The organism is Paenibacillus sp. FSL M8-0142 (assembly GCF_038597315.1).
Classification (GTDB): Bacteria; Bacillota; Bacilli; order Paenibacillales; family Paenibacillaceae; genus Paenibacillus_AQ; species Paenibacillus_AQ lactis.
Genome location: NZ_CP152008.1, coordinates 3,553,164 through 3,576,835, shown reverse-complemented (window position 1 = coordinate 3,576,835; position 23,672 = coordinate 3,553,164). Strand labels below are relative to the sequence as shown.

The 23,672-nt window shown below is 49.4% G+C and carries 21 protein-coding genes; 15 read left to right on the top strand and 6 right to left on the bottom strand.

Annotated elements, in window-relative coordinates:
• Window positions 1-152 precede the first annotated feature (152 nt).
• Both ilvD and NSQ46_RS16495 read right to left on the bottom strand, forming a co-directional pair.
• Entirely contained in the window at window positions 153-1,841 is a 1,689-nt protein-coding gene (gene ilvD / locus NSQ46_RS16500) for a dihydroxy-acid dehydratase (protein ID WP_210094927.1), read from the bottom strand.
• A gap of 2 nt (window positions 1,842-1,843) precedes the next feature.
• Window positions 1,844-2,119, bottom strand: coding sequence for an FCD domain-containing protein (locus NSQ46_RS16495; RefSeq protein ID WP_342577004.1), 276 nt, complete (start codon window positions 2,117-2,119; stop codon window positions 1,844-1,846).
• A gap of 56 nt (window positions 2,120-2,175) precedes the next feature.
• Here NSQ46_RS16495 and NSQ46_RS16490 point away from each other — a divergent pair, with 56 nt between their 5' ends.
• Entirely contained in the window at window positions 2,176-2,862 is a 687-nt protein-coding gene (locus tag NSQ46_RS16490) for a DNA alkylation repair protein (RefSeq protein WP_144878542.1), read from the top strand.
• A gap of 145 nt (window positions 2,863-3,007) precedes the next feature.
• Here the strand turns inward: NSQ46_RS16490 and NSQ46_RS16485 are convergent, their stop codons facing one another.
• Window positions 3,008-4,342, bottom strand: coding sequence for a GNAT family N-acetyltransferase (locus NSQ46_RS16485; protein ID WP_341341853.1), 1,335 nt, complete (start codon window positions 4,340-4,342; stop codon window positions 3,008-3,010).
• A 241-nt stretch (window positions 4,343-4,583) separates the two neighbouring features.
• Here NSQ46_RS16485 and NSQ46_RS16480 point away from each other — a divergent pair, with 241 nt between their 5' ends.
• Window positions 4,584-5,240 (top strand): SGNH/GDSL hydrolase family protein, encoded by a 657-nt coding sequence (locus tag NSQ46_RS16480; RefSeq protein ID WP_144867754.1) that lies wholly within the window; start codon window positions 4,584-4,586, stop codon window positions 5,238-5,240.
• A 132-nt stretch (window positions 5,241-5,372) separates the two neighbouring features.
• Here the strand turns inward: NSQ46_RS16480 and NSQ46_RS16475 are convergent, their stop codons facing one another.
• Complete coding sequence (locus NSQ46_RS16475; protein ID WP_007131889.1) at window positions 5,373-6,752, bottom strand: PTS transporter subunit IIC; 1,380 nt, start codon at window positions 6,750-6,752, stop codon at window positions 5,373-5,375.
• Between the two features lie 167 nt (window positions 6,753-6,919).
• Here NSQ46_RS16475 and NSQ46_RS16470 point away from each other — a divergent pair, with 167 nt between their 5' ends.
• Genes NSQ46_RS16470 through NSQ46_RS16460 form a run of 3 tightly spaced genes read left to right on the top strand, consistent with a single transcriptional unit; the run spans window position 6,920 to window position 9,544 of the window.
• Window positions 6,920-7,918: a LacI family DNA-binding transcriptional regulator gene (locus NSQ46_RS16470; protein ID WP_144867752.1), complete on the top strand. Its 999-nt coding sequence runs from the start codon at window positions 6,920-6,922 to the stop codon at window positions 7,916-7,918.
• 14 nt (window positions 7,919-7,932) lie between these two features.
• Window positions 7,933-8,592, top strand: coding sequence for a ribulose-phosphate 3-epimerase (gene rpe / locus NSQ46_RS16465; protein WP_007131891.1), 660 nt, complete (start codon window positions 7,933-7,935; stop codon window positions 8,590-8,592).
• A 28-nt stretch (window positions 8,593-8,620) separates the two neighbouring features.
• Window positions 8,621-9,544 carry a ribokinase gene (locus NSQ46_RS16460; protein ID WP_341341854.1) on the top strand — a complete coding sequence of 308 codons (924 nt, stop codon included), beginning with the start codon at window positions 8,621-8,623 and terminating at the stop codon, window positions 9,542-9,544.
• Window positions 9,545-9,670: 126 nt separating this feature from the next.
• Here the strand turns inward: NSQ46_RS16460 and NSQ46_RS16455 are convergent, their stop codons facing one another.
• Complete coding sequence (locus NSQ46_RS16455) at window positions 9,671-10,141, bottom strand: MarR family transcriptional regulator (protein ID WP_028405720.1); 471 nt, start codon at window positions 10,139-10,141, stop codon at window positions 9,671-9,673.
• 216 nt (window positions 10,142-10,357) lie between these two features.
• On the opposite strand from NSQ46_RS16455, the gene NSQ46_RS16450 reads away from it, so the two are divergent.
• The 9 genes from NSQ46_RS16450 (at window position 10,358) to NSQ46_RS16410 (ending at window position 19,236) form a co-directional block, all read left to right on the top strand.
• Entirely contained in the window at window positions 10,358-12,424 is a 2,067-nt protein-coding gene (locus tag NSQ46_RS16450; RefSeq protein WP_341341855.1) for a multicopper oxidase family protein, read from the top strand.
• An 89-nt stretch (window positions 12,425-12,513) separates the two neighbouring features.
• Window positions 12,514-13,728, top strand: coding sequence for an NAD(P)/FAD-dependent oxidoreductase (locus tag NSQ46_RS16445; RefSeq protein WP_251535052.1), 1,215 nt, complete (start codon window positions 12,514-12,516; stop codon window positions 13,726-13,728).
• Between the two features lie 102 nt (window positions 13,729-13,830).
• Window positions 13,831-14,424, top strand: a complete 594-nt coding sequence (locus NSQ46_RS16440; RefSeq protein WP_341341856.1) for a hypothetical protein — start codon at window positions 13,831-13,833, stop codon at window positions 14,422-14,424.
• Window positions 14,425-14,620: 196 nt separating this feature from the next.
• On the top strand, window positions 14,621-15,646 hold the full coding sequence (locus tag NSQ46_RS16435) for an ROK family transcriptional regulator (protein ID WP_007131897.1): 1,026 nt from the start codon (window positions 14,621-14,623) through the stop codon (window positions 15,644-15,646).
• Window positions 15,647-15,670: 24 nt separating this feature from the next.
• Window positions 15,671-16,888 carry an MFS transporter gene (locus tag NSQ46_RS16430; protein WP_144867742.1) on the top strand — a complete coding sequence of 406 codons (1,218 nt, stop codon included), beginning with the start codon at window positions 15,671-15,673 and terminating at the stop codon, window positions 16,886-16,888.
• Between the two features lie 46 nt (window positions 16,889-16,934).
• Window positions 16,935-17,159, top strand: a complete 225-nt coding sequence (locus tag NSQ46_RS16425; protein WP_244869101.1) for a hypothetical protein — start codon at window positions 16,935-16,937, stop codon at window positions 17,157-17,159.
• Window positions 17,078-17,527: a methyltransferase domain-containing protein gene (locus NSQ46_RS16420; RefSeq protein WP_340901459.1), complete on the top strand. Its 450-nt coding sequence runs from the start codon at window positions 17,078-17,080 to the stop codon at window positions 17,525-17,527. Before NSQ46_RS16425 ends, NSQ46_RS16420 begins: the two co-directional genes overlap by 82 nt.
• Before the next feature lie 189 nt (window positions 17,528-17,716).
• A complete protein-coding gene (locus tag NSQ46_RS16415) occupies window positions 17,717-18,169 on the top strand; it encodes a hypothetical protein (protein ID WP_210094932.1) in 453 nt (150 codons plus the stop codon).
• A gap of 188 nt (window positions 18,170-18,357) precedes the next feature.
• Complete coding sequence (locus NSQ46_RS16410; RefSeq protein ID WP_210094933.1) at window positions 18,358-19,236, top strand: AraC family transcriptional regulator; 879 nt, start codon at window positions 18,358-18,360, stop codon at window positions 19,234-19,236.
• A gap of 311 nt (window positions 19,237-19,547) precedes the next feature.
• Here NSQ46_RS16410 and NSQ46_RS16405 read toward each other — a convergent pair whose 3' ends face one another.
• Window positions 19,548-20,381, bottom strand: coding sequence for a polysaccharide deacetylase family protein (locus NSQ46_RS16405; protein ID WP_210094934.1), 834 nt, complete (start codon window positions 20,379-20,381; stop codon window positions 19,548-19,550).
• A 222-nt stretch (window positions 20,382-20,603) separates the two neighbouring features.
• Here NSQ46_RS16405 and NSQ46_RS16400 point away from each other — a divergent pair, with 222 nt between their 5' ends.
• Entirely contained in the window at window positions 20,604-23,435 is a 2,832-nt protein-coding gene (locus NSQ46_RS16400) for a hypothetical protein (protein ID WP_213614022.1), read from the top strand.
• Window positions 23,436-23,672: the final 237 nt, after the last annotated feature.

The window sequence follows — 23,672 nt, the reverse complement described above, 5'->3', positions numbered from 1 at the left end:
GACGTTCATTCGCGTGATGAAGGTGGGCGGCTCTCGTCCAGCAGAATAGGGAGCTTTAGCAAAATAAATCCTAAAGTCCATGAACGTTAAAGCTGCATCAAGTCTTTCGCAAAAAAAAAGGGAGCGCCGCATTAGGCGGCGCTCCCTGCACATTAGTCCGTTACGGCTCCTCTGGAGGCGGAGGATACCAGCTTGGCATATTTGCGGAGGACTCCGCTGGAATGCTTTAATGGTAACGGCGTCCATTGCTTGGCTCTTGCTTCAAGCTCCTCAGAGGTTACCTGCATATTGATTTCCTGTGTTTCGCTGTCGATGGTGATGATGTCCCCCTCGCGCAAGAGGGCGATCGGTCCGCCAACCTGTGCTTCAGGCGCCACATGTCCGACCACGAAGCCATGCGATCCCCCGGAGAATCGACCGTCCGTTAAGAGGGCGACCTCGCCGCCAAGCCCTTTGCCGACAATCATCGCCGTGACAGACAGCATTTCAGGCATTCCCGGCCCGCCTTTTGGACCGCAGTAGCGGATAACCACCACATCCCCTTTGTGTATGCGGTCGTTCAGAATGGCTTCCGTAGCTTCTTCTTCACTGTCAAACACGCGTGCAGGACCGGTGAATGTAAGCTTGGCGAGTCCGGACATTTTGGCCACGGCGCCTTCCGGCGCCAAATTGCCTTTCAGCAGTACGAGCGGTCCGGTAGGCTTCAGCGGCCGGTCAAACGGCCGGATCACATCCTGGCCGCTCGTAAGCGGCTGAACCTCTGCCAAGTTTTCGGCGAGTGTTCGCCCCGTGACGGTCAAGCAATCCCCATGCAGAAGACCGTGCTCCAGCAGCAATTTCATCACGGCAGGAACGCCTCCGACATTGCTCAAATCCTGCATCATATATTGACCGCTCGGCTTAAGGTCCGCAAGATGCGGAACTTTTTTGCGTATACGCTCAAAGTCGTCGATGGTCAGGTCGACCTCAACCGAATGGGCGATAGCCAATAAATGCAAGAATGCATTGGTTGAGCCTCCCAAGGCCATAACAACCGTAATCGCATTTTCGAAGGCTTTTTTCGTCATAATGTCCCGGGGATAGATCCCCATTTCCAGCAGCTTAACGACCGTTTCTCCAGCCTTGACGCATTCATCGGCTTTATGGCTTGCTATGGCTGCCGTGGAGGATGAACCGGGCAGACTCATACCGAGTGCCTCGGCCGCTGCGGCCATGGTATTAGCAGTATACATGCCGCCGCAGGCGCCGGCACCCGGACATACGTGGCACTCGATCTGATGGAGCTCCTCCGGGGTCATTTTCCCGTCATGATATTGTCCGACCGCTTCAAAGGCGGTCACGATATTGACGTCGCGTCCATTGAGCGATCCGGGCTGAATGGTGCCTCCATAGACGTAGACTGCGGGGAGATTCATGCGTCCGATGGCCATGAGACAAGCCGGCGTGTTCTTGTCACAGCCGCCGATGGCAACGAGACCGTCGAAACGTTCGGCGTTCACCACGGTTTCGATGGAATCGGCAATGATTTCCCGGCTTGGCAGGGAGAAGAGCATCCCTTCATGTCCCATCGAAATGCCGTCAGACACGGTAATGGTATTGAAAATTAGGGGAGCTCCGCCGCCGGTCTGGACGCCTTTCTTGGCTTCCTTGGCCAGTGCGTCGATATGGATATTGCATGGCGTGACCTCGCTCCAAGTGCTTGCCACCCCGATCATCGGTTTCTTGAAATCCTCATCGTTGAATCCTACCGCCCGGAGCATGGCCCGGTTCGGGACCCGGTTCACGCCTTCGCTGATGACCTTGCTGCGAATGCGCAAATCTCGCTGATTGGCATGCGTCATTGTTACATCTCACCTTCCTTGGTATTTTGGATGAAAGCATACAGTTCCTTCATCGGTCGAATCAGATTCTGCTTCATCACCGAAGAGGCCAGCGCTCTATCCTTGTTCTCAAGCGCCTGAATTATGCGGGCATGCTCCTCGACCGAGGCGGACGTTGCGGATACCGGCTGGGCCAGGAAAACATATTTGAACCTCCGGATGTGGATTTGAAGGGAGGCGCTGAAGGAGGCCACATAGGAGTTATCCGAGGTTTGGAAGCGGCAATAACGAAAACGTATGTTCCTCTCGATGGACTTGTGATATGATTTTCTAAATGAATAGGGAGGATATACGTATGAATGTTGAAGGATTTGTTGCTGAACTTACCTCATGGTTCCGCACCCATGCTCATCCGGATAAGGCCGTTGCAATGTCCGCCTATATGAAGAATCGGTACGCATTCTTAGGTATCCAGACGCCGGAGCGGAACGCTCTATTGAAGACCTTTCTTCAAGCGCATGGAAGACCGGGAAACGAACAACAGCTGGAACAGATCGTAAAGCTGCTGTGGGCACAGCCCGAGCGAGAATTTCAAAATGTGGCGATGACATTGTTGGATGCCCGCGGGAAGCGGACCGAAGAGTCACGAATCAAGCTTCTGGAATCGTTGATCATTGATAAGTCCTGGTGGGATACGGTAGATTTTCTTGCCGGAAACTTGTCCGGAAGCTATCTGACCCATTACCCGGAGCAGATCGAGGGTTACCCGGATCGGTGGATCCGGTCGGACAATCTCTGGCTTCGCCGTTCAGCAATTCTCTTCCAGCTTCATTACAAGGACCGGACCGACAAGGAGCGGTTATTTCAGTATATCCGCATGTGTAGTCACGAAAAGGAGTTTTTTATCGCCAAAGCGATCGGATGGGCGCTTCGCCAATACGCGAAAGTAAATCCTGACGACGTGCTTGCGTTCGCAGCAAATGAATTCCTTCAGCCGCTCAGCAGACGCGAAGCGTTGAAACTGCTGACGGCAAGGACCTGAAGCAGCAGAGTCCATTAGTAATCGTATCCCTGCACGAATCGTCGATGCAAACTCTTCTCATCTCGGAAGAAGTCTTATTCCATAAGAAAAAGAGCAGCTCATTACCGATTCGAGCTGCTCGATTTCTTTAGGGTGACTCGATGGTTTAACCCCCCGCGTTTACCGTCTCAATCCCGGCATGAAACGCTTCCGAATCACCGTTTTCCAAGCCGAATAACGCCTCCTGCAACGCGAAAGTGCCCTGGTAAAAGAGAACGCGGTCCATAAGCTGATGAACCTCCGGATATACGTCGAGCACAAGCTTGAAAAAGGACTCTCCATATGATGCGCGCAGCGCCGCATAATCAACGGCCGGGTCGCCGATACCGGCTTCATCAAAATCCAATATGCCGCAAATTCGCATTTCATCCGGATCATACAGTAGGTTTGAAGTGCCAAAATCGCCGTGAATCAAAGCCGGAGCGATTGGCGAATCGGACTTCGCATGAAGAAACTTCCCGAAATGCCGATCCGTCCATTGTCTCGCTTCTGGCTTCAAATAAGGGTACAGCTTGGTTTGGATTCGCTCGTATAATTCCGCCCATTCGGCATATGGATCAAACGTTCGAAGCTCCCCGTTATAAAGGCCGTCAAGCTTCATGTTATGAAGGTGACGCAAGAAACCCGCCAATTGCCCGGCCAGCCGCCGGCGTACGGCGTCATCCCCGATCTGCTGCAGTTGTTCCGCTTCCAAAGGTTCCCCGTTCAGCTTCCGATAACTGATGAAGGGCCGGTAAATGGCTTCATCGTCCAAGCAGCATAACACGGGCTGCGGTACATCCAGCGGGAGGCGATCGGCAATGAAGCTCAAAAGGTCGGCTTCACGCTTCAAACGGGTTGTTCCTTCTTTATACTTGGGGAAACGGAAGATAAGCTCCGAGTTGACGAGCTTGAGGACATTGTTTTGTCCGGAACCGATAGGTTCCACCGAATGAAGCTCCAGAGCAGGACAAGCACGGCGGATGGATGCCAGCGCTAGGTCTAGCTCCATTCTTACAAGGTCCAGCCCGGGCGCAAAGCCGTCCGGAATCGTTCCAAGCTCGGTAAACCCAAACCGCTCAAAGAAGCCGCGACTATGGGGAGATGTCTCAATCTTTACGATGGAAAACTGCGGTTCAGCGCTGATGCGGCGCAGCCGTTCCGTAAGAAGCTTTGTCCCGACTCCCGAGCGGTGCAGACTCCGATCCACCATGCCCCAGCAAAGTACAGCAATGCTTTCATCATCTCTGCCTGTCGCATATCCACCGCAGGCAATGACGGAACCCCGCTCATTCTCCAAGACAAAGTATGGCCCTGGAAGTTTCTCTAAGAACAATGCATAGTCTTGTCGTTCCTCAGCCGCAAAGTACTTGGGCACGTTACTGTCAAATACGGCTAAGCAGGCCTCGTGGTCTTGGTTCTTAAAGGGGCGCAAGCGATACGAGGACAATGTATTATCCATGAAATGATCACCTCTCTATAAAACTCTTCCTAATTATACCAAAGCCTTACAAGCAGGTAACGGAGAATTTCAATCTTAGCCCAGAGCGTGAGCTCGATCGGGAACGGATCAAAAATATATATGATTTTCAAACCAATCCTCAGGGTACCCTTGATCCCGTGCTTCATTTATCATCATAAGGGACGGGGCGTTGGATACAATGTAATACTGTTCTTACTAACATAAGGGGTGGAGTGGGAGGATGACAGCATCAGGCAAAACCGTATTGTTTCAGGGCGATTCCATCACGGATGGAAATCGCGGGCGCGACGGCGATCCGAATCATATTCATGGGCACGGTTACGTGTATCTTATTGCTGCTGAGCTGGGATTTGAACTGGCGGATTCCCGGCCGCGGTTTATTAATCGGGGGGTTAGCGGCAATCGTGCATCAGATTTGTATGCGAGATGGAATGAGGATGCCATTTTTCTTCAGCCAGACCTGATCAGCATATTGGTCGGCGTCAACGATGCAGGAAGGGTGATTGAAGGAGCTCCGGAAGGAGCCAGCGATCGATTCGAGAGGGCATACCGTCATATTCTTGAGGAGACAAAAGAACTTCTTCCTGGAACGGGACTCGTGTTATGCGAGCCGTTTGTGCTGAAGACAGGGGCTACCGTGCAATGCTGGGAAAGATGGCGTCAAATGATCCATGAATACAGCAGTGTGGTTCGGCAATTGGCACAGAATTATGATGCTTTGTTTGTTCCGTTGCAGAAAGCCTTCGACGATGCCGCAGCTCGAACTGGAGCGGATTATTGGATCTGGGACGGGATCCATCCGACGACAGCGGGCCATCGATTGATTGCACGTGAATGGCTGAACGTCGTTCAGAACAGCCCGCTCGCAATTGGTTAACCACGGGCAACGAGGCAAGAGAGAACTCGGATGCCGTTTCCGTGATCTTAACAGACACTGGAATGGAAGGGCGATACATTAGAAGAAAGCAGAAAACTCCCCCGAGAATTAAACACGGAGGAGTTTCCTTTTTTAAGCATGATCCTTGCGCATTTGTTTGAAATACCAGAAGAACATGAGAAGATAGAGGGCTACCGCAACGATGCTAAGTCCAATCCATTTCATATCCATGGTCTTCACGGCGCTTCCCATCAAGATGGCTAGCATTTTCTCAATCGGGTCCGAGTCAATGGACGAGAATAGAGCGTTTGCAGACAGGCCCGCCGGAATGCTGTTCATGGCTCTGGACGTCTCCGTCACAAATTCCGCGATAAACGTTGCGCCCCATAGGAACAAAGGAATAAGAACGGTTCCAATGATGGTCATTCGCAGTACCCGGCCTTTCGTTATAATCAACAGGGCAGGGGCCAGTACGGTTAACAGAATACCTCCAAGCGGAAGCACTTTATTGCCCGGCAAAAAGATCGAAATAATAAGCAGGATCGGTGCCAGAATGTTCGCAACCGCCCACAGCTCGGCTCTTGGCGCAAGGATCGGCCAATCGATGCCAACGAGCAATGTTCTGCCTTTTAAGCGCTTGCTCATTTGCTTCGTAATGCCGTTTGAAAGCGGTTCAATGGCAGGACCGAACCATCCGCCTACCAGCGCGAACAACTCAAGCGCAACGCCTCCGGTAAATGCCAAGGTGAAGATCTCGGCAGCCGACTGCTGGCCAAGAAGTCCAATAAAGATGCCTAAATAAGCGCCAATGGCAAATTTGCTTCCCCAGAAACCGATTTTCTTATTCAGAACCTCGGCATTGAAATCATACTTATCGATGAATGGAAGGCACACGTCAATGATTTTATTAAAAATCATCACAACAGGAGCAATCAACAAGCTCGGATGCGCTGTTGTGGTGATATTCGTATCATCGTAATCAAGGAGCTTATTGATCGTCGGCTTCATGACATCCGCATTGATCAGCATCAGTGCATAGATCATCATGACAAACAAGGTCGTCAGAATGAAATTTTGATTCGAGTAATACAGCGTTAACAGCCCGATGACCGATAAATTCCAGATATTAAATAAGTCAACGTTCAACGTGGTCGTCATTTTGGTAATCAGCATAATAAAATTGACAACCAGGCAGACAAAGGCAAAGTAAAGCGTATACACGGAGCCCCAAGTAATAACGGCGAGCGGTGCCCAGCCAAGGTCCGTAATCGACAAGGATACGCCCGTAGATTCAACAAACTGCTCGAGCGCAGGAGCAAAGGAGCTGGTCAACAGTGAAATGACCGCGCCCATACCGGTCAGCGCAACCGCCATCCGAAGGCCGCCTTCCAAAGACTTCGAGATGGATACGCCGACTAGCAGCGAAAGCACAGTAATAATGACAAACATCATGGCGGGTCCGCCGAGATTGATGAAGCCGTTAAATAGATTATTCATCGTATCAATAAACATCAGGTCACTTCCTCAACAAGGTCGTAACCGGTTACGTGACTTGAGGGATAGTTGAAATCTAGCACATGCAAAAAAATTATGCAAGGGGTTAAAATTAAATTTGACAGAAAAAATGATCCATGCTTAACTAGTCAGTAACCGGTTACGTAAATGAGGGATACTAATTTATGACAACAATTCGAGATGTAGCAAGAGAAGCAGGGGTTTCTGTAGCGACAGTTTCCAGGATTATCAACAATAAGGGAGAAGCTAGCCCCGAAACGATTGCCCGTGTAGAACAAGTCATTAAACGATTGAATTACAAGCCTAACCTGCTTGCGAAAAGCCTTTCCAAGCGAACTTCGGATTTGATCGGCCTATTGGTGCCTACGCTCAATAACCCGTTTTTTCCGGAGCTGGTGAAGGAGATCGAGACGGCGGCTAACGCGGAAGGGTATAATATTTTCTTGTGCAACAGCGACGATCAACGCTCCAAGGTCAAATATTACTTGGACTCGATGGTGGACCATTATGTAAGCGGTGCTATCATCAACTCGCTGCATGTCAATGCCGATGACTTGGCCATGCTAGAGGCGCGAGGCATTCGGACGATTACGATCGACCGGGCAAATTTCGAGCATGCCTATTCGGCTGTCACGGTGGATCATCAGCTTGGTGCATGGAAGGCGGCGAATCATCTTATCTGTGATTCCGGATGCAGCAATATCGTATTTTTATCCGGTCCGAAAGACGAGAAGAGCTCCAATGATCGCTTTGCCGGGTTCCGGAAAGCGGTGGAGCATGCGCCGCATCCTGTACATACAAGCATCGTTTACGGTGACTTCAGCATGGAAAGCGGTTATCACCAGATCAAGCAATACATTTCGTCTGGCAAGCCGTTTGATAGCATCGTCAGTTCAAATGATGCCATGGCCATCGGAGCGATTCACGCTTGCAATGAATTTAATATACGCTTGCCTGAACAAGTAAAAATCGTTGGTTATGATAACATCAGTTCCGGTTCCTTTATTACGCCTACGCTTACGACAGTGGATCAGAAAAAATCAGAGATCGGAAAAATCGCTGTTCAGGAGCTGTTACGGCTGATTCAGGACAAGAACGGGCAATCGAAACAATATAACCTGGAACCTGATTTAATCATAAGGAACTCCTCCGCTACGACGTAAAGGAGCAGTAAACCATGTATAAATTAGGTCCATCATTAATGTGTGCGGATCTTGGCAACCTGGAGTCCCAGATTTCGGAGCTGGACAAGGCGGGCGTCGATTTTTACCATATCGATATTATGGACGGGAATTTCGTTCCGAACTTCACGCTCGGCCCCGACTTTGTCCGGACGGTCCGCAAATTAACGGACAAGCCGCTTGATATTCACTTGATGGTTAACAAACCGGAGAATTATATCGAGTTATTCGCCGATTGCGGAGCGGACATGATCTCCATTCATGAAGAAGCGACCGCACATCTGCAAAGCTCTTTAACCAAAATCAAAAGCTTGGGAATTCGGGCTGGGGTGGCAATAAATCCTGCAACCTCGCTCGATTTTCTTAAGTATGTCTATAACGTAACCGATTACGTAGTTCTCATGACCGTGAATCCCGGATTTGCAGGACAAACGTTTATTCCCGCGATGTATGACAAAATCGCTGAGCTTCATGCATTCATTCAAAGCACAGGCATGGACATCGAGATCCAAGTCGATGGCAATATCGGCGCCGGAACGATTCCGAAATGCAGGGAGGCCGGAGCTTCCATGTATGTGCTGGGAACAAGCGCCGTATTCAATGATGCCGGCTCTATTCAGGATAATGTCGCAAATACACGCAAGCTTTTCAACTAAACGAAAATCCGAGATAGGGGAAATCACCATGAAGAAGAACTATGATATTTTGGTTGTTGGCAGCATCAATATGGACGTCATCGTGAATACGGACAAGTATCCTGCCTATGGAGATACCGTGTTTTGTAACTCGATCAATATGACGCCGGGGGGAAAAGGTGCGAATCAGGCGGTGACGGCTGCTCAGTTGAATAAAAAAACAGCTTTGATCGGCGCAGTCGGCAAAGATAGCGCAGGCAGTCAGCTGCTGAGAAACCTGGAGGTCAAGAATGTAGATGTCAGCCATGTTCTCGAAGTGGAAACAAGCGGAACGGGTACATTTGTTGCGATGATTGATGTGCGCGGCGAGAATACGATGGTAGGGACCAAAGGGGCGAACGACCATATTTTAAGAAAAGACATTGAGCAGATTTTTGATCAGCTCGATGCCAAGATCCTGCTGGTCCAAATGGAAACCAGTAAGGAATCCATACTTGCCGCCATGCAGGAGGCCCGCAAAAGAAAGATGTTCGTCATTTTGGACCCGGCTCCGGCTGAGGGTATATTCGAGGAGGCATTTCAATACGCAGACCTCATTTTACCGAATAAACAAGAGACCAAAGCCATTACGGGCATTGATGTAGTCGATCAAGAAACCGCGCTGCAAGCTGCCATCAAGCTGAAGGAGATGGGCATCCCGCAATCGGTCGTGAAAATGGCGGAAAACGGAAGCCTCGTCTACCAGAATGACACACCGACGTATATCGAGGCCATCAAAGTCCAAGCCGTCGACACGGTTGGAGCGGGAGATTGCTTTGCGGGAGCACTTGCCAGTTCGCTGCTTGAAACGAACGATCTGGTTGAAGCCGTAAAATTTGCTAGCGTCGCGGCAGGTATCAAGGTTTCCCGATCCGGCGGTCAGGATGCAATTCCAACATTACAAGAGGTATTGTCTTACCATTCTACTTGTTAATAGATAGAAGATTTTCTCATACACATACAGAGACAGGCGATCGTGTGATCGGCTGTCTTTTTTTCATAAAACCTATATAGAGTAAAGGCGTACACAAGTTAATAGATGCAAAATCGCGGTTATTTTCTATTCCTTCGCGGACTTGCGAAGCTGTTCGATGAGGCCGCGCAGAATTTGATTGGAATGAAGGATGTAATCGAGTATGGTCTCCAGCTGATCTTGATCGTACTTCGAATATAAGTCTAGCATGGCATCGTTTAATGGAGCGAAAACCTCTTTAATCGCATGCAATTGCGAATAGACGGGCTCGGCATAAACCACCCTGAGATCGCCGGGATCCTTGGCCCTGCGGATGAAGCCTGCCTTCTCCAATCGGTTGAGGACGCTTGTTATCGCCCCCGTGGTTAGGCCGGTCCATTCGGCGAGCTGTCCCGCCGTGACCCTTCCTTTGCTCAGGATCAGATCCATACATTTATGATCCGTAATGTTAAGACCCAGATGCGCCGCGACCGCTTGATGGAACATGACGGTTTGCGTTGATAATTGTTTGGAAGCCTCGGTAAGCGACTGCTGCAGGTCTTGTTGTGTCGGTTTCATACGATACCACCTTTAAACATAGCGATACATGAAGTATACCATAACAGCTATCTTGCATTAAAAAAACACCGCTGGTATCAACATCTCCATCCAGAGTCCAGGTGAAGAATCAGTCTTGAGACCAATGCGGCATCCCCTCATTATTGTAAAATGAACATAATGATTTTGATCATCATATATCTTAATGATTAAGATAATTAGATGGGGGGAACAGTCTTGTTCGAATCACTAATGGGAATTGAATTTCTGCTATTACTGTGTTCCATTGCGGTCTGGGGGGGAACTGGATTTGTAGTAAATCATCTTAAATATGTTAGAGGACGCAACCCGAGCTACCGGCGTTGGGTAAGGGCGGCGCAACTCGGTGTGGCCATCGGCAGCAGCCTGATCATCCTGTGGGCAGCCGTCATCCTGATCATTATGCTTCAGTTCGGCTGGCTGTACGTCATGGACCGAGTCATCGTTATTTTACCGCTGCTTGGCCTGCCGTTGGCTGCCGTACGGATGGTTGCACGGCCGAAGCTGTCGCGGGAATCGATGGATCGTCACCCCAAGCAATCGGTCATAGTCACCGTTCATGTTATGTTCGTTGGAGCTGTAATTGCATTGTGGCTTGTGGCGATTGACATCCCGGCTATCCCTAACCTGAGGGATTTATTGATATACGGCGGGGCCTTAATCCTTTCAGCACTATTGCTTAGCCTTCATCACGGCAGGAGATTAAGAATTGTAGATAACCGCCCGCCCAAACGTATCCAAAGAAATGCTAGGGGCGCATTGTATTCCATTCTTGTGCTTGGAACCGCGCTCGCCGGATTGGTGATATCCATGAGAATGAGTGAATTACCCGGCACGATGCCCATGGTTCACCATCGCACCGCCGATTTTGGGGGAGGTGATATCCTTGAAGCCGATCAAATGCACGCCCACCACCAGGGGCATGTTACCGGGACGAGTGGAAATCCAGTGAGCGTCACGGAGCTCAAAGGTCCCCAAACAGGTATTCCCGACAAAAAGTATGTATTGAGCGCCGAGACGAAGACGCTCCGTCTGGCTTCCGGCGAAGCCATCGAAGCGTGGACGTTCAACGGGCAGATCCCGGGACCCGCGCTTGAAGCGGATGAGGGTGATCTGGTCGAAGTACGGTTAGTGAACAAAAACATTGCGAGCGGCGTTACGCTTCACTGGCACGGCGTTGATGTTCCGAATGGCGAGGATGGCGTTGCCGGAATGACCCAGGATGCCGTGATGCCCGGCGAGTCGTATACCTACCGTTTTGTCGTCAATGAAACGGGAACCCACTGGTATCACTCCCACCAGCAATCTTCCATTCAAGTGCAAAAGGGACTGTTCGGTTCATTCGTCATTCGTCCGTCCAATCAGCAAGATTCGGAAACGATGGATGCGACCGTGATGGCCCATCATTGGGTGACGCCGGGCAGCAGGGAAATTGCAGCGCTCGGTTTGGCCGATACGTTCCAGCGGCAGAAGGTAATACCGGGAACACCCGTAAGGCTTCGGCTCGTTAATGCGGGGAACTTGACGCAGACCTTCACATTGAACGGCGTATCTTATAAGGTAGCCGCCGTCGACGGCTATGAGCTCAATGAGCCGGGAACGCTGACGGACAGCTTATTGCGGATCGGTGGGGGAGGGCGCTATGATGTCATTTTCACCATGCCAAAGACGCCGGTCACTTTGACAATGATATCGGAACCAGATCCGATCGGCATTGTATACAGTCAGGATGGGCAAGGTGAACCGGACATACTCCAGAAAGGCACGGTGTTAGACATCACAGGGTATGGATCGCCAGCAGACACTCCGTTCAATCCTTCGACCGACTTCGACCGATCGTTTACGGTGATTTTAGATCAGACGTACTTTGGCACTTATAACGGAGAAGCGGGACAGCAATGGGTAATCAACGGAAAGGCGTTTCCGGAAACCCCAACTCTCATGGTCAGGGAGGGGGATATCGTAAAAACGACCTTCGTCAATCGGAGCTTTGCCGACCATCCTATGCACCTACATGGGCATCATATCCAGGTCCTCAGCAGGAACGGCGAACCGATCAGCGGAAGCCCGCTCGTCCTGGATACGTTAAATATTGAACCTGGCGAGACGTTCGAAGTCGCATTCTTGGCAAATAATCCCGGCCTATGGATGGATCACTGCCATAATCTGGATCATGCACGAAAAGGAATGACCATGCATGTGGCATATGAGAATGTCTACACGCCATTCGCAATAGGCAGCGATACGGGCAATCATCCTGAATAAGCATTTATGAACGATGGGTTGAACGATAGGATTCAAGATAAATTCACGTAATATATCTTAATAATTAAGATAAAGGAGATGGAAGGAATATGAATACGAACAATAACAAGGTAGCGGTGATCGGGTGCGGAATTGCAGGACCGGCAGTGGCATTATTTCTAAAGCGAATCGGCTGGAATCCTGTCATCTATGAGGCAGCCTCGACGCATGACGACTATGCAGGCTTATTTCTAAACGTGGGCCGCAACGGCTTGCGTGTCCTGAAGGAATTAGGCATCGATCAACCGATTCGCAGCGAAGGCTTTGAAATGCGAGTGATGCGGTTTCGTAACGGGAAGGGCAAGCCGCTCGGTGAGGTCGGTCATATGGAAGGAGAGCCGCAAGGATACACCGTAAAGCGTGGATTCCTGCACCGCGTCCTGCGGGATGAAGTCATCCGACAGCAAATTCCCCTTGTGCTTGGAGCCAAGCTGGTGCGTATGAAGAGCGGAAACGCGGAAGCGGAGCTGGAGTTTGAAAACGGTATGACGGAAACCGTGAGATTCGTCGTCGGCTGTGACGGCATTCATTCCTCCTTGCGCAAAAGCCTGCTGCCGGATGCGCCGCAGCCCCAATTCACGGGCCTCATAAGCATTGGGGGATTCTCCAAAGGGGTAAAAGTACCGTTTGTGCCGGGCGTACAACAGATGGTGTTCGGCAACCGAGCATTTTTCGGATATATTGTTCAGCCATCAGGTGAGGTATTCTGGTTTGGAAACGAGGAGGTTAAGGGAATACCGACCCGCAGAGACATGTTAGCAATCTCTCAGTCGGAATGGCGCCACAGAACCACGGAATTATATAAGGGCGATGATCCGCTGATTCAGGACATCATTCGATCAACACAGGGAGATATCGGTGCGTTTCCAATCTACGATATGCCGCCGCAGCCGACGTGGCACAAAGGTCCGGCCGTATTGATCGGGGATGCCGTTCATGCGACGTCTCCGAATGCCGGTCAAGGCGCCTCGATGGCATTGGAGGATGCGATGATGCTGACGAAATGCATACGGGATATCGACGATCTTGAACTTGCGTTCACCACGTTCCGGTCGCTCAGGCATGAACGCGTAGAGCGAATCGTGCGATATTCTCGCACCTTAGGACAGCGTAAATATGCATCCAACCGGGTACAGGCCTTTTTTCGGGACACGATGATGCCCCTGTTCTTGAAATCCGCCAATAAAGATTCGCATGGCTGGATGTACGATTATCGGATTGACTGGGAAGAGCGTGTGCTTCAAAATGCGGGGGCATCCCGATAAGGCCGAATGAGCAGATCATTAGATTATCTAGATTAGTATAATCGGAAGTTTGTAATATCTACTTGGATGAAAGTATGCTAGCATAGCAAGGAGGTGTTGTGAATGAATGATATCCAATTATTAAATCAGCAGGATGCGCTTCAACATGAGGCGGATGAGGTCGTAAAGGAACTGAGGCTGGAAGAGCTTCTGGCAACAGCAGGAACGCCGGTACGAGTAGGCAGCTCCGCGCTCGGATTAATGGTGTGGAGAGACCTTGACATTACCGTGGTCTGCTCGAAGCTCCAGGTTGATGAAATTGCCCGAATTGCTTCCAGGCTGATGACGAGTAACGGTGTGCGAGAGCTTCGATTCCTCAATGATTCGGGCGATTTTAGGACAGATGCTAGTTACCCTGATGGTCTATATCTTGGGGTAAAGTATACCTCGTCAAAAGGAAAGGACTGGTCGATGGACCTATGGTTTGTCGATGAACCGGATCAGCAGCCTGATCTTAAGCATGTGGCAACGATGCCTGCTCGTCTAACACCGGAGCTGCGTCATGCAATCCTGCAGATTAAAAGCAGCTGGGCAGCACGTCAGGAGTACGGAAAAGAGGTAAAGAGCTACGATATTTACACGGCAGTCTTAGAGGATGATGTACGTAAACCGGAGCAGTTCGAAGCGTGGTTACGCAAAAAAAAGCTTGATCCTTGATTGGAAAAAGTCGCTAAAAAACTGCATCTCTAACTGTTAACGTGTGTCTAACAATTGGGGTGCAGTTCAATTTCGCGGCTTTTTTGTTTGCTTGGTATTTTCCGTATGGAGGCTTCCGCTTGCTCAGTTTCCATGCTATGATAAGCATACTTATTAAAGTAGTTTAATAAGTATTGGTAACGGAGGTGATCTTACCGTGAGCGAGAAGATATCAACGCCGAAAGACATGAAGAAGGAAATACTCCGGGGCATTCGAGCCACGCTTCTATCATGCGGCAGTGCAACGAAGGTCGAGCTGAGCGAAAAGCTAGGAATCAGCTTTCCGACGATCACGAAGTTTATCCACCAGATGGAGGAGGCAGGCGAACTGCTGACGCTTGGTCTCGACGAATCCAGCGGCGGCAGAAGAGCTCAACGTTACGCATATAATCCTGATTATCAGCTCAGCGTCGCCCTTTTTCTTGAGAGAACGGAAACGCAATACACAATATACAACAGCATGGGCGAAGTGAAGGAAAAAGGGATCTCTCCCGGCTTTCTGCTAGACGGTATTGAGACGTTGGCAGAGCAAATCGAATCCTTGATCAAGCGGTTTCCTAGGATCGGTTCGCTGGCTTTTGGCGTCCCGGGATCAGTGAACGGCGGGCGGATCATATATATTCCGGGCTATGAGAAATATCATGATTTTGACTTGAAGGATCATTTTGAGACCCGTTTTAAGCTTCCCGTCGTCGTGGAGAACGATATGAACGCAGCTGTATTGGGCTATTACGACAAAATGGACGTTCAAGACAATCCTTCGCTCGTCTATTTGTATTTCGGCCAGAACGGGCCGGGAGCAGGGATCCTGGTCAACGGAAACGTCGTTCGGGGAAGCACGTCCTTCTCGGGTGAAGTCTCATTCGTGCCCCTGTATGACAGGCGCAATTTCCAACAAGCGATCACTTACGTCGAAGGAACGAATGCTGCCATCAATGAGGCTGACAGGATTGATGCCGTGAGCCGCCTGATTGCTTCATTAACGGCGATTCTGAACCCGAATGCCGTCATCTTTAACCGTGATGAGGTAAACGATCGACTTCTTACCGCGATCTCGGCAAGAAGCGCTTCTTATATTTCGAAGGAGCATCTGCCGAAGCTTACGGCCAGCGATTGGCAGGAAGACTATTTGAACGGATTAAAGAGGCTGGGGCTGAATCTGCTTATTTCTGCAGACCATTGAAATTGAAAACGGGAGAGTACATGAATGGGGACTATATTGCTTCTAGTTATTTATTTGGCGTTTATCAGCCTCGGGCTGCCGGATTCCATGCTGGGCGCTTCATGGCCGGTCATGCGGCTGGACTTGAACGCGCCGCTTGGGATAGCGGGGCTGTTATCGATGACCGTTACGGTCGGGACGATCGTATCGAGCCTGTTAAGCGGAGTCGTTGTGCGGCGTTTCGGTACGGGGACCGTGACACTTGCAAGCTGTGTGATGACGGCCAGCGCACTCATCGGATTTTCATATGCGCCATCTGTCGTGTGGTTAATCGTCAGCGCCATTCCGCTCGGACTTGGCGGAGGTGCGGTCGATGCAGCGCTCAACCATTACGTTGCAGCACGATACAAGGCACATCACATGAGCTGGCTGCATTGTTTTTGGGGTGTCGGCGCGACAGCGGGGCCGATGATCATGGGCGCGTTCTTATCGGGAAATGCATCCTGGAGAGACGGCTATCTGGCCGTGGCAGGCATTCAATTTGCACTTGTGATTATCCTGGTCTTTACGCTTCCTTTATGGAGGGCGCGGGCCGGGAAAGCGAGTACGCGTTCGGAAGTGGAGCATTCGGAGACGGCATCTCCTTCGGGCAGGGAGGTGGCGTCCAAACCGCTTCAAGTGAAAGGCGTCAAGCTCGCATTGGCATCGTTCTTATTCTACTGCGGGGTTGAAATGACAGTGGGCTTATGGGGCAGCAGCTATTTGGTGAAAGAGCGGGGACTGGCCGCTGACGAAGCCGCGCTGTGGGGTTCGATTTATTTTGCAGGCATTACGATCGGAAGATTCATCACCGGATTCATTACATTCAAATTAAGCAATCGGCTGCTCATTCGAGGCGGACAGATCCTGACGCTTACCGGGGTGCTGCTCCTGCTGCTGCCGCTTCCGACCGGTTGTGCGCTGGCCGGATTGCTGATCATGGGACTGGGACTCGCGCCAATCTATCCATGCATGCTGCATGAGACGCCGGTTCGATTCGGCCAAGAGCATGCCGGAAAAATCATGGGTTACCAGATGGCCGTTGCCTACACAGGCAGCACGTTGCTTCCGCCGCTTCTGGGACTGCTGGCCGGGTTCGCAACGATCGGAGTCTTTCCGATCTATATCGCCGTTTCGGCAGCAGCCATGATGTTGTTCTCCGAACGGTTGAACGTTCTATTGAACCGTCGACACGAGCGCTCGGCAGATATCCATCCGCTATAAGCGGGGTTAGCCATCCGAGCATTATAGATACTTGGAGGAGTTCTCGATGAACATGGACGAAAAGTTATTTCGTTATTATCTTGAGTTAAAAAGTCCCGAAGCCGGCGAATGGAATTCTTCTCCGCCATGTCTGTATACAGAAGTGGTGACAAGAGATTATGTGCGAAAATCGTTCAAGCCTACTGAGGTATTCAGGTATGCAATGTTGGAATTGGTACTGGGGATTGGGATGATTACCTTGGATACTGGCTTAAAGGAAAAGGAGTATTAACAAGTATTGATATCGACAATGATATATGTGAGATATTTGCCTATAGGCAAAAACGCGAAGGGCATCGCAATCCTTCTAAGGTTTTATGTAAAAGCATTTTTGATTCCGACTTGCCTAGAGGGGAGTTTGACATTGTAACTTTAATAGGTTCTGCGATCAACGAGACCGGCGACTTCAACAGATGCTTGGATTCTTGTTTCAGCTTACTGAAGCAAGGAGGATACCTTATGTTTATGGCAAGCCTTAAATACTCCTTCCTGGAAAAGCTGGAATTTTACATAAAGGGAACTGCGTTTCAGATAGAACAAAAGAATGTATACGATGAGTTCCCGGAGTACCCTTTTTTCATTTGCAAGATTAAAAAATAGAAGAGTACAAATAACCGTCTTAGATTGATGGTTATTTTTTATTCAGATTAACAAGAGTATTTACGAAACTTATTTATCAGCATTTTCCTGCAAATCCTTATGTTACAATTGAATTTGTCTTGTTAATTGTTGTTTGATGCTTCTGGGAAACCACAGATGCAGCAAAATAAAACAAAGGGGGGATGCTCCGTGAGCAAGCGCTCATGGTATGTGTTTTTGACGCTGTGCGCGTTGATCGTCATTAGCGGGATAGTTTACGATGCGTATCAATCCAAAGCTTCGTTCAAGGAGCTATTGCTCGATCATTTGAAGGAGTCCGAGAAGATCATCGAGATGAATGTCGGTAAGAATCGCTTCCGTTCGGACGAATCGCTGACTAAGATTACAGATCAAGCCACGATTGACAGGTTTATGGACAGCCTTTCCGAAATTAAGCTGCGAAAGAGTGATGTCTGGAATTACGATAACGACGAGTATGAAATACGGTTGTACACGTCAAATTACAGGACGTTCGGAGTATTCTTTTATGGCCCCGATCACATTCGAATTTACAACAGCGCAGTCAGACATAAAAGATATGGCTGGACTTATCGAATCGTAAACGATTTCGATCGGAGTGTCCTTGAGGGGCTGCTTAAGTAATTATGGCTATAGGGGGCTACATGCGTTGATTGAAAAGACCGTTCCCTCTTGGCTAAATATAACTAATTGATATTACTGCTTCAGCAGCAGATGAGTTAATTCCCGGCCTCCCTGCAGAAGTTGAACAGGATGTATCGGATGCATGCAGTTATTCCCTGTTATCCTATGGAGGAAAGGAGGGTCATTGGATGAATGTGCTTGAACATTTGAATGAAGCATTAGACTATATTGAACAGAATCTTGAGAACCAAATGGATGAACGTGAGATCGCTAAACGAGCCTGCTGCTCCATTTTTCACTTCAAAAGGATGTTTTCATACTTGGCAGGTATTCCTCTACAAGAATATATTCGTCGCAGACGTCTTACGCTTGCAGCGATTGATCTGCAGGACAGATCAGTCAAAGTCATCGACACCGCCATGAAGTACGGTTATCAATCGGCCGATGCATTCACCCGAGCTTTTCAGGCATTACATGGAATTACACCGACTGAGGCGAGAACTGCCGGGCATTCCTTAAAAGCATATCCTCCCATGACCTTTCGATTATCCATAGGAGGTAGTGAGCCCATGAAGTATAGAATCGAGCAAAAGGACGCATTTCAAGTGATCGGGATAAGAAATAGAGTCACACCCATCGCCTCGGGTGAACATCCTGGTGTAGTGCAGGTTTGGAAATCGACAGACCATGAACGGTATGCCAAGCTGAAATCGCTAAACAACCAAGCACCTTACGGAATATCGCATGTTCATCTCGGAGAAGGAGGACTGTTTGGGAAGCAAGATTTTGATTATTATATGGCTGTTGCTTCAACAGCATCTTGTCCTGAACACTTTACACACTTTATTGTGCCTGCAATGACTTGGGCCATATTTGAAGTGGAAATTCCATGGGAACAAGAAAAGTGGCACCGGATTTATGGCGAATGGTTTCCTTCCTCGGGATATGAGCAAGTTGAGGGACCCATGATCCAAGTCGGTCCTGAAATCGAAGCTGGTTTGGAAAAACAGGTGTTTACGGAAGAAATCGAGGTCGAGTTATGGATTCCCGTGGTTAAAGTTCGTTAGAACCATTTGAATTTATAATAGGAGCGATATTCAATGATGAACTTGCGACTGAAGGAAATGGACTTGGAAGCCTTTGTCTCATTTATGCAGAAACTTTCGGAGGATGATCGGTTACGTACTTAAATACCGGTTATACGCTCGCTGTATTGTCGAATTACGATGTGGATCGCGGTGTGAAAGGGGTTCACCTGAAATTTGAGGAGATGCTTTTTGCCGATTAGATTGGTTATTAGAAACGGGATACCATAATTTTAACACTGACGAGCCTGTAGAGGGATTCTCTAAGCTCGTCAGTGTATTTTTATATCGGATTAGCGGCGAATCGATTCATCGAGCAGTTCCGGGATGGTAACCAACGTAACATTTTGATTTCGAAGGCTTCTGATGATGTCCGGTAACGCTTGAACGGTCCCGGATAAATCCTCGCCAACTCCTCCGGCAGCATGCTGCAAAATAATGGACCCTGGCATAGTGTGGGCCAGAATGTTGCTTTTGACTTGCTCCGCGTTTAATCCTTTCCAGTCCAATGAGTCGACATTCCAGTTCACGATGATTTTGTGTTGGCTTGCCAGCCATTGAATTTGTGGCTCATTGATGTTTCCGTATGGAGGTCGAACGAAGGTTGGCCGATAGCCCGTAAACGACTGAATCAATTTGTCTGTCCTGTTAATTTGACTCCGGAAATCTTCATCACTTAATTTGGGCAAATTCGCATGATTATACGAATGGTTTCCTAAAATATGACCTTCTTCAACCATACGCTGTACGATTTCGGGGTGAGCCTCAATCCGATTGCCAACGACAAAGAACGTTGCTCTGACGCCTTCTCGTTTTAAAGCATCCAAAATCTGAGGGGTATATACGTCATCAGGCGCATCGTCAAAAGTTAAAGCGACCTCGCGCTTGGAAGACGGGCCATGAAGCCAGAACGTGCTTTGGTACTTTGCCCTTAAGTCCGCAAGAGACATGGGTTTCGTGGTCCGGACAGCCTTTTCAGAACCATCTAATAAATTTGGAGTATTGGATGACTGTGTCAGGTTGTTGGCAACCGTATTTTGTCGCTGTTGGGGGACAGGTTGGGCTCGGCTGCCGCATCCAGAGCATATGAGGATTATCAATAGCGGCAGAAACCACCGTAATTTCATAATTAAATCTCCTCAGGTTATATTTTGCTCCTAATATTCCCCGGATTTTTAGCTTGTTATTCAATAAGAACGAAACGAACTGCTGGTCGTCTATAGTTTGAAAGAGTTCGCTTACATGTATTTTACTTGTATACAATTAACGGGATATGATAAGATGATAGCGTATTGAAAGCGTTTACTGTCTTTGGAAAGGGAAAATCCAATCGCAAAGGAGAGAGTTTAGTGAGAAGCAAGTGGAGGAGTCGGGTTGCCGCAGCCGTAACGTTTATCATGATGTTTGCAAGTTTCGCGTGGGCAATGCCGGTAACGTATGCTGCAAATGTTGACTCGACCAACGTTATGATCAATGGCAGCTTTGAGGAGCCGGAGCAAGATGGGCGCGTGCCGGGCTGGCAGCCCGAAGAAGATGCAGCTGCCCTTACCGTAAGCGAGTCCGTATATGCGGACGGGGAACGAAGTCTTCAAGTGGAGCGCCTGTTACCAACTGCAGGCTCCGGAGCGGTGAGCGATGCCTACGCGATCGAGCCATTCGGAAATGTCGTCATGACGGCAAGTGTGCTTTCGGATGAAGGCAAGGGAGGCAAGGCCGACCTCAGGTTTTATGATGCAGACGGTAAGCTTGTCTCCATAGTCAGCGGTCTGGTCGGAGAACCCTCTGAGAAATGGCAGAGTTTACGCGTAGCTGCTGCGGCGCCTAAAAATGCTGCAGAGGTCAAAGTCGCCTTCAATTTTAATGGCGATCAAACCGGCAGGTATTTCGTTGACAGCGTCGCATTGCAAACGCATGCGTCCTCACCGTACTTAACGAATTTGGGGCCGCAATCGTCGAGTCTAACCCTGATGACCGCAGCCTTCGGTAAAGACAAGAATGGCCAGGATGCTTTGTTCACGGTCGCACAGGGTGATCCGGCACAATTCATCGTAATGGATGTTGCTTCCAGAGAAGTGAAGGCTACACACCCGCTTGTAGCACTTGACGGTAGCAACGTATCGGCAGCTTGGGCGATTGTGACAGCATCCGACGGAAAGGTATACATCGGCAGTACACCGAACGGGACGTTGTTTCAATATGATCCTGCTGAGGACACAATGCGGGTGATCGGCAAACCGGTACCTACCGATACCGTAATCTGGACGCTTGTAGCCGGGGAAGATGGCAAAGTATATGGAGGAACGGGATATTCCCAAACGCTGTTTGAATATGATCCCGCTTCCGACCAGACTCGAATTCTTAAATCCTTCAAGTCATCATCGAAAGAGTCGCATATCCGCAGCCTTGCTTACGATTCCGATCACCAAGCGATCTATGTGGGGGGCGCCGATGTCGCCAAGCTTTATAAATACGATCTCGCAAGCGGAACATCCACCGCGCTTCATCCGCCTGAGTTTAATGGCATGACCTCGGTTTATGACCTCCAGTATGCAGGGGGCAAATTATTCGTACGCGTGGATCCGGGACCCGTTATGTTCGTCTATGATCCTGATGCTGCCAGCTGGATCGTAAATAAAAATACGGCCTATAACGCCAGAGGATTCTCACCGTTAGCGCCTGACGGCAAAACGGTATTCTACACCTATTACGAGACTCTTCCGGGAGGCGCGCAGCAGTGGTCCCTTTATTCATACGACGTGAATACGGGAGCTTACGGCTCGCTGGGTGTGGATGTCAAAGGAGCAGGCGTCGCTTTTGGTTATGTACAGCTGGATCAGTCCAAATATCCGGGCTGGACCTTGGTCGGGTTGGCCGGAAATAGCGGCAGGGCATTTTATTACAATCTGGAAACCGGTATGATTGAGACGCCTGAGCTCCCGTTCCCGCCACAATTCGTAGAATTGTTTAACATCGGGAAGAGCATAGACGGGCAGATCTTGTCTGCCGGCTTCATCTCCGGCGGGGGCATGGGGATCTACTCGCCGACCCGCAACGAAACCAAACACTATCCTCAAATCGGCCAAGTCGAGGGATTCGGCTCTTTGAACGAAAAAATGTATTTTGGCGTTTATCCTAGAGCGACCATCTTTGAATACGATCCGGCCAAACCTTGGAACCGGACGGATCCTTCGGTACCGAATAACCCGCTGCGGCTTGGTCAGTTGGGTTTGGAGCAAGACCGGCCTGTAGCAATGCTCGGGGTTGAGGAAGAAAACCTGCTATACATCGGTTCCTATCCAATTGCAGGCAAAACAGGCGGTGCTCTAACCGTGTACAACCCGGATACCGGGAAGTTTGATGTGAAACGGGACATCATTGCTGGCCATTCGATCAATTCGCTGCTTTACAAAAATGGAAAGCTCTTCATGGGCACAGGCGCCATGACCGGCGGAGAGGGAAAGCTTGCCATATACGATACAGCATCCGGCCGGGTAGAACTGGAACAGGTGCCTGTTCCGGGGAAAAAAGCAGTAACGTCTTTGATATGGGGGCCGGACGGTAACGTTTGGGGAATGGCATTAGGGGCTCTGTTCATTTATGATCCGGAGCGCCGAGAAGTTATTTACAGCAACGACCTGTTTCCAGCCGCGGATTATACGCACAGCAATCCCCGCTTGACCGTTGGAACCGACGGCAACGTGTATGGGACTATTTTTACGGGATATGTTGCCGACCGTACGTACACGAGCAAGCTCTTCAAAATCGATGCAGCAAGCAAAGCACTTTCCATCTTGTTGGAAAGCAATGCGGAAAAGCTGGCACAGGACGACTTTGGCAACTTGTATTTCAAATACGGCAGCGAGCTGATGAAGTACAGCGACCCTAATTTAGTCGTACAACTAGACAAAGTGCAGCTTGAGGCCGAATCGCTCCAGCTTCACCCTGGAGATGAAGTCCGTTATTCCTACGAAGTCTTTCTTGAGAGAGGAAGAAAGACTAAGGAGTTATCCGGCGCTCACATTGAGTATGTGAGCAGCCGTCCGGATAAGGCGGAGATCGACCCAAAAGGAAAGATTATCGCCAAGCAACCGGGGCAAGCCGAGTTGTCGATCCGTATTACATTAAACGGGGTAACCGTTGAATCTAATAAAATCAAGGTGAAAATAACCGGACCTTTTTAAAACTGTTCATGACAGATAGCAATATGAGGCCGTTGTCCTGGACAACGGCTCTTTGCTTTATTGTCCAGTGATCCCAGTGATCCATTAGACAGCGAACTTGAAGAATGGAATTACCAAACGAGTTGAAATTATGGAAGTTTTCGCGTCGGATGGGAGTTGTCCTTATTAGTTATAAAACGGTATTTTAGTCCCGGAGGACAAGCGACAAAAGTTATTGACTCTAATGATTTCCGTTGT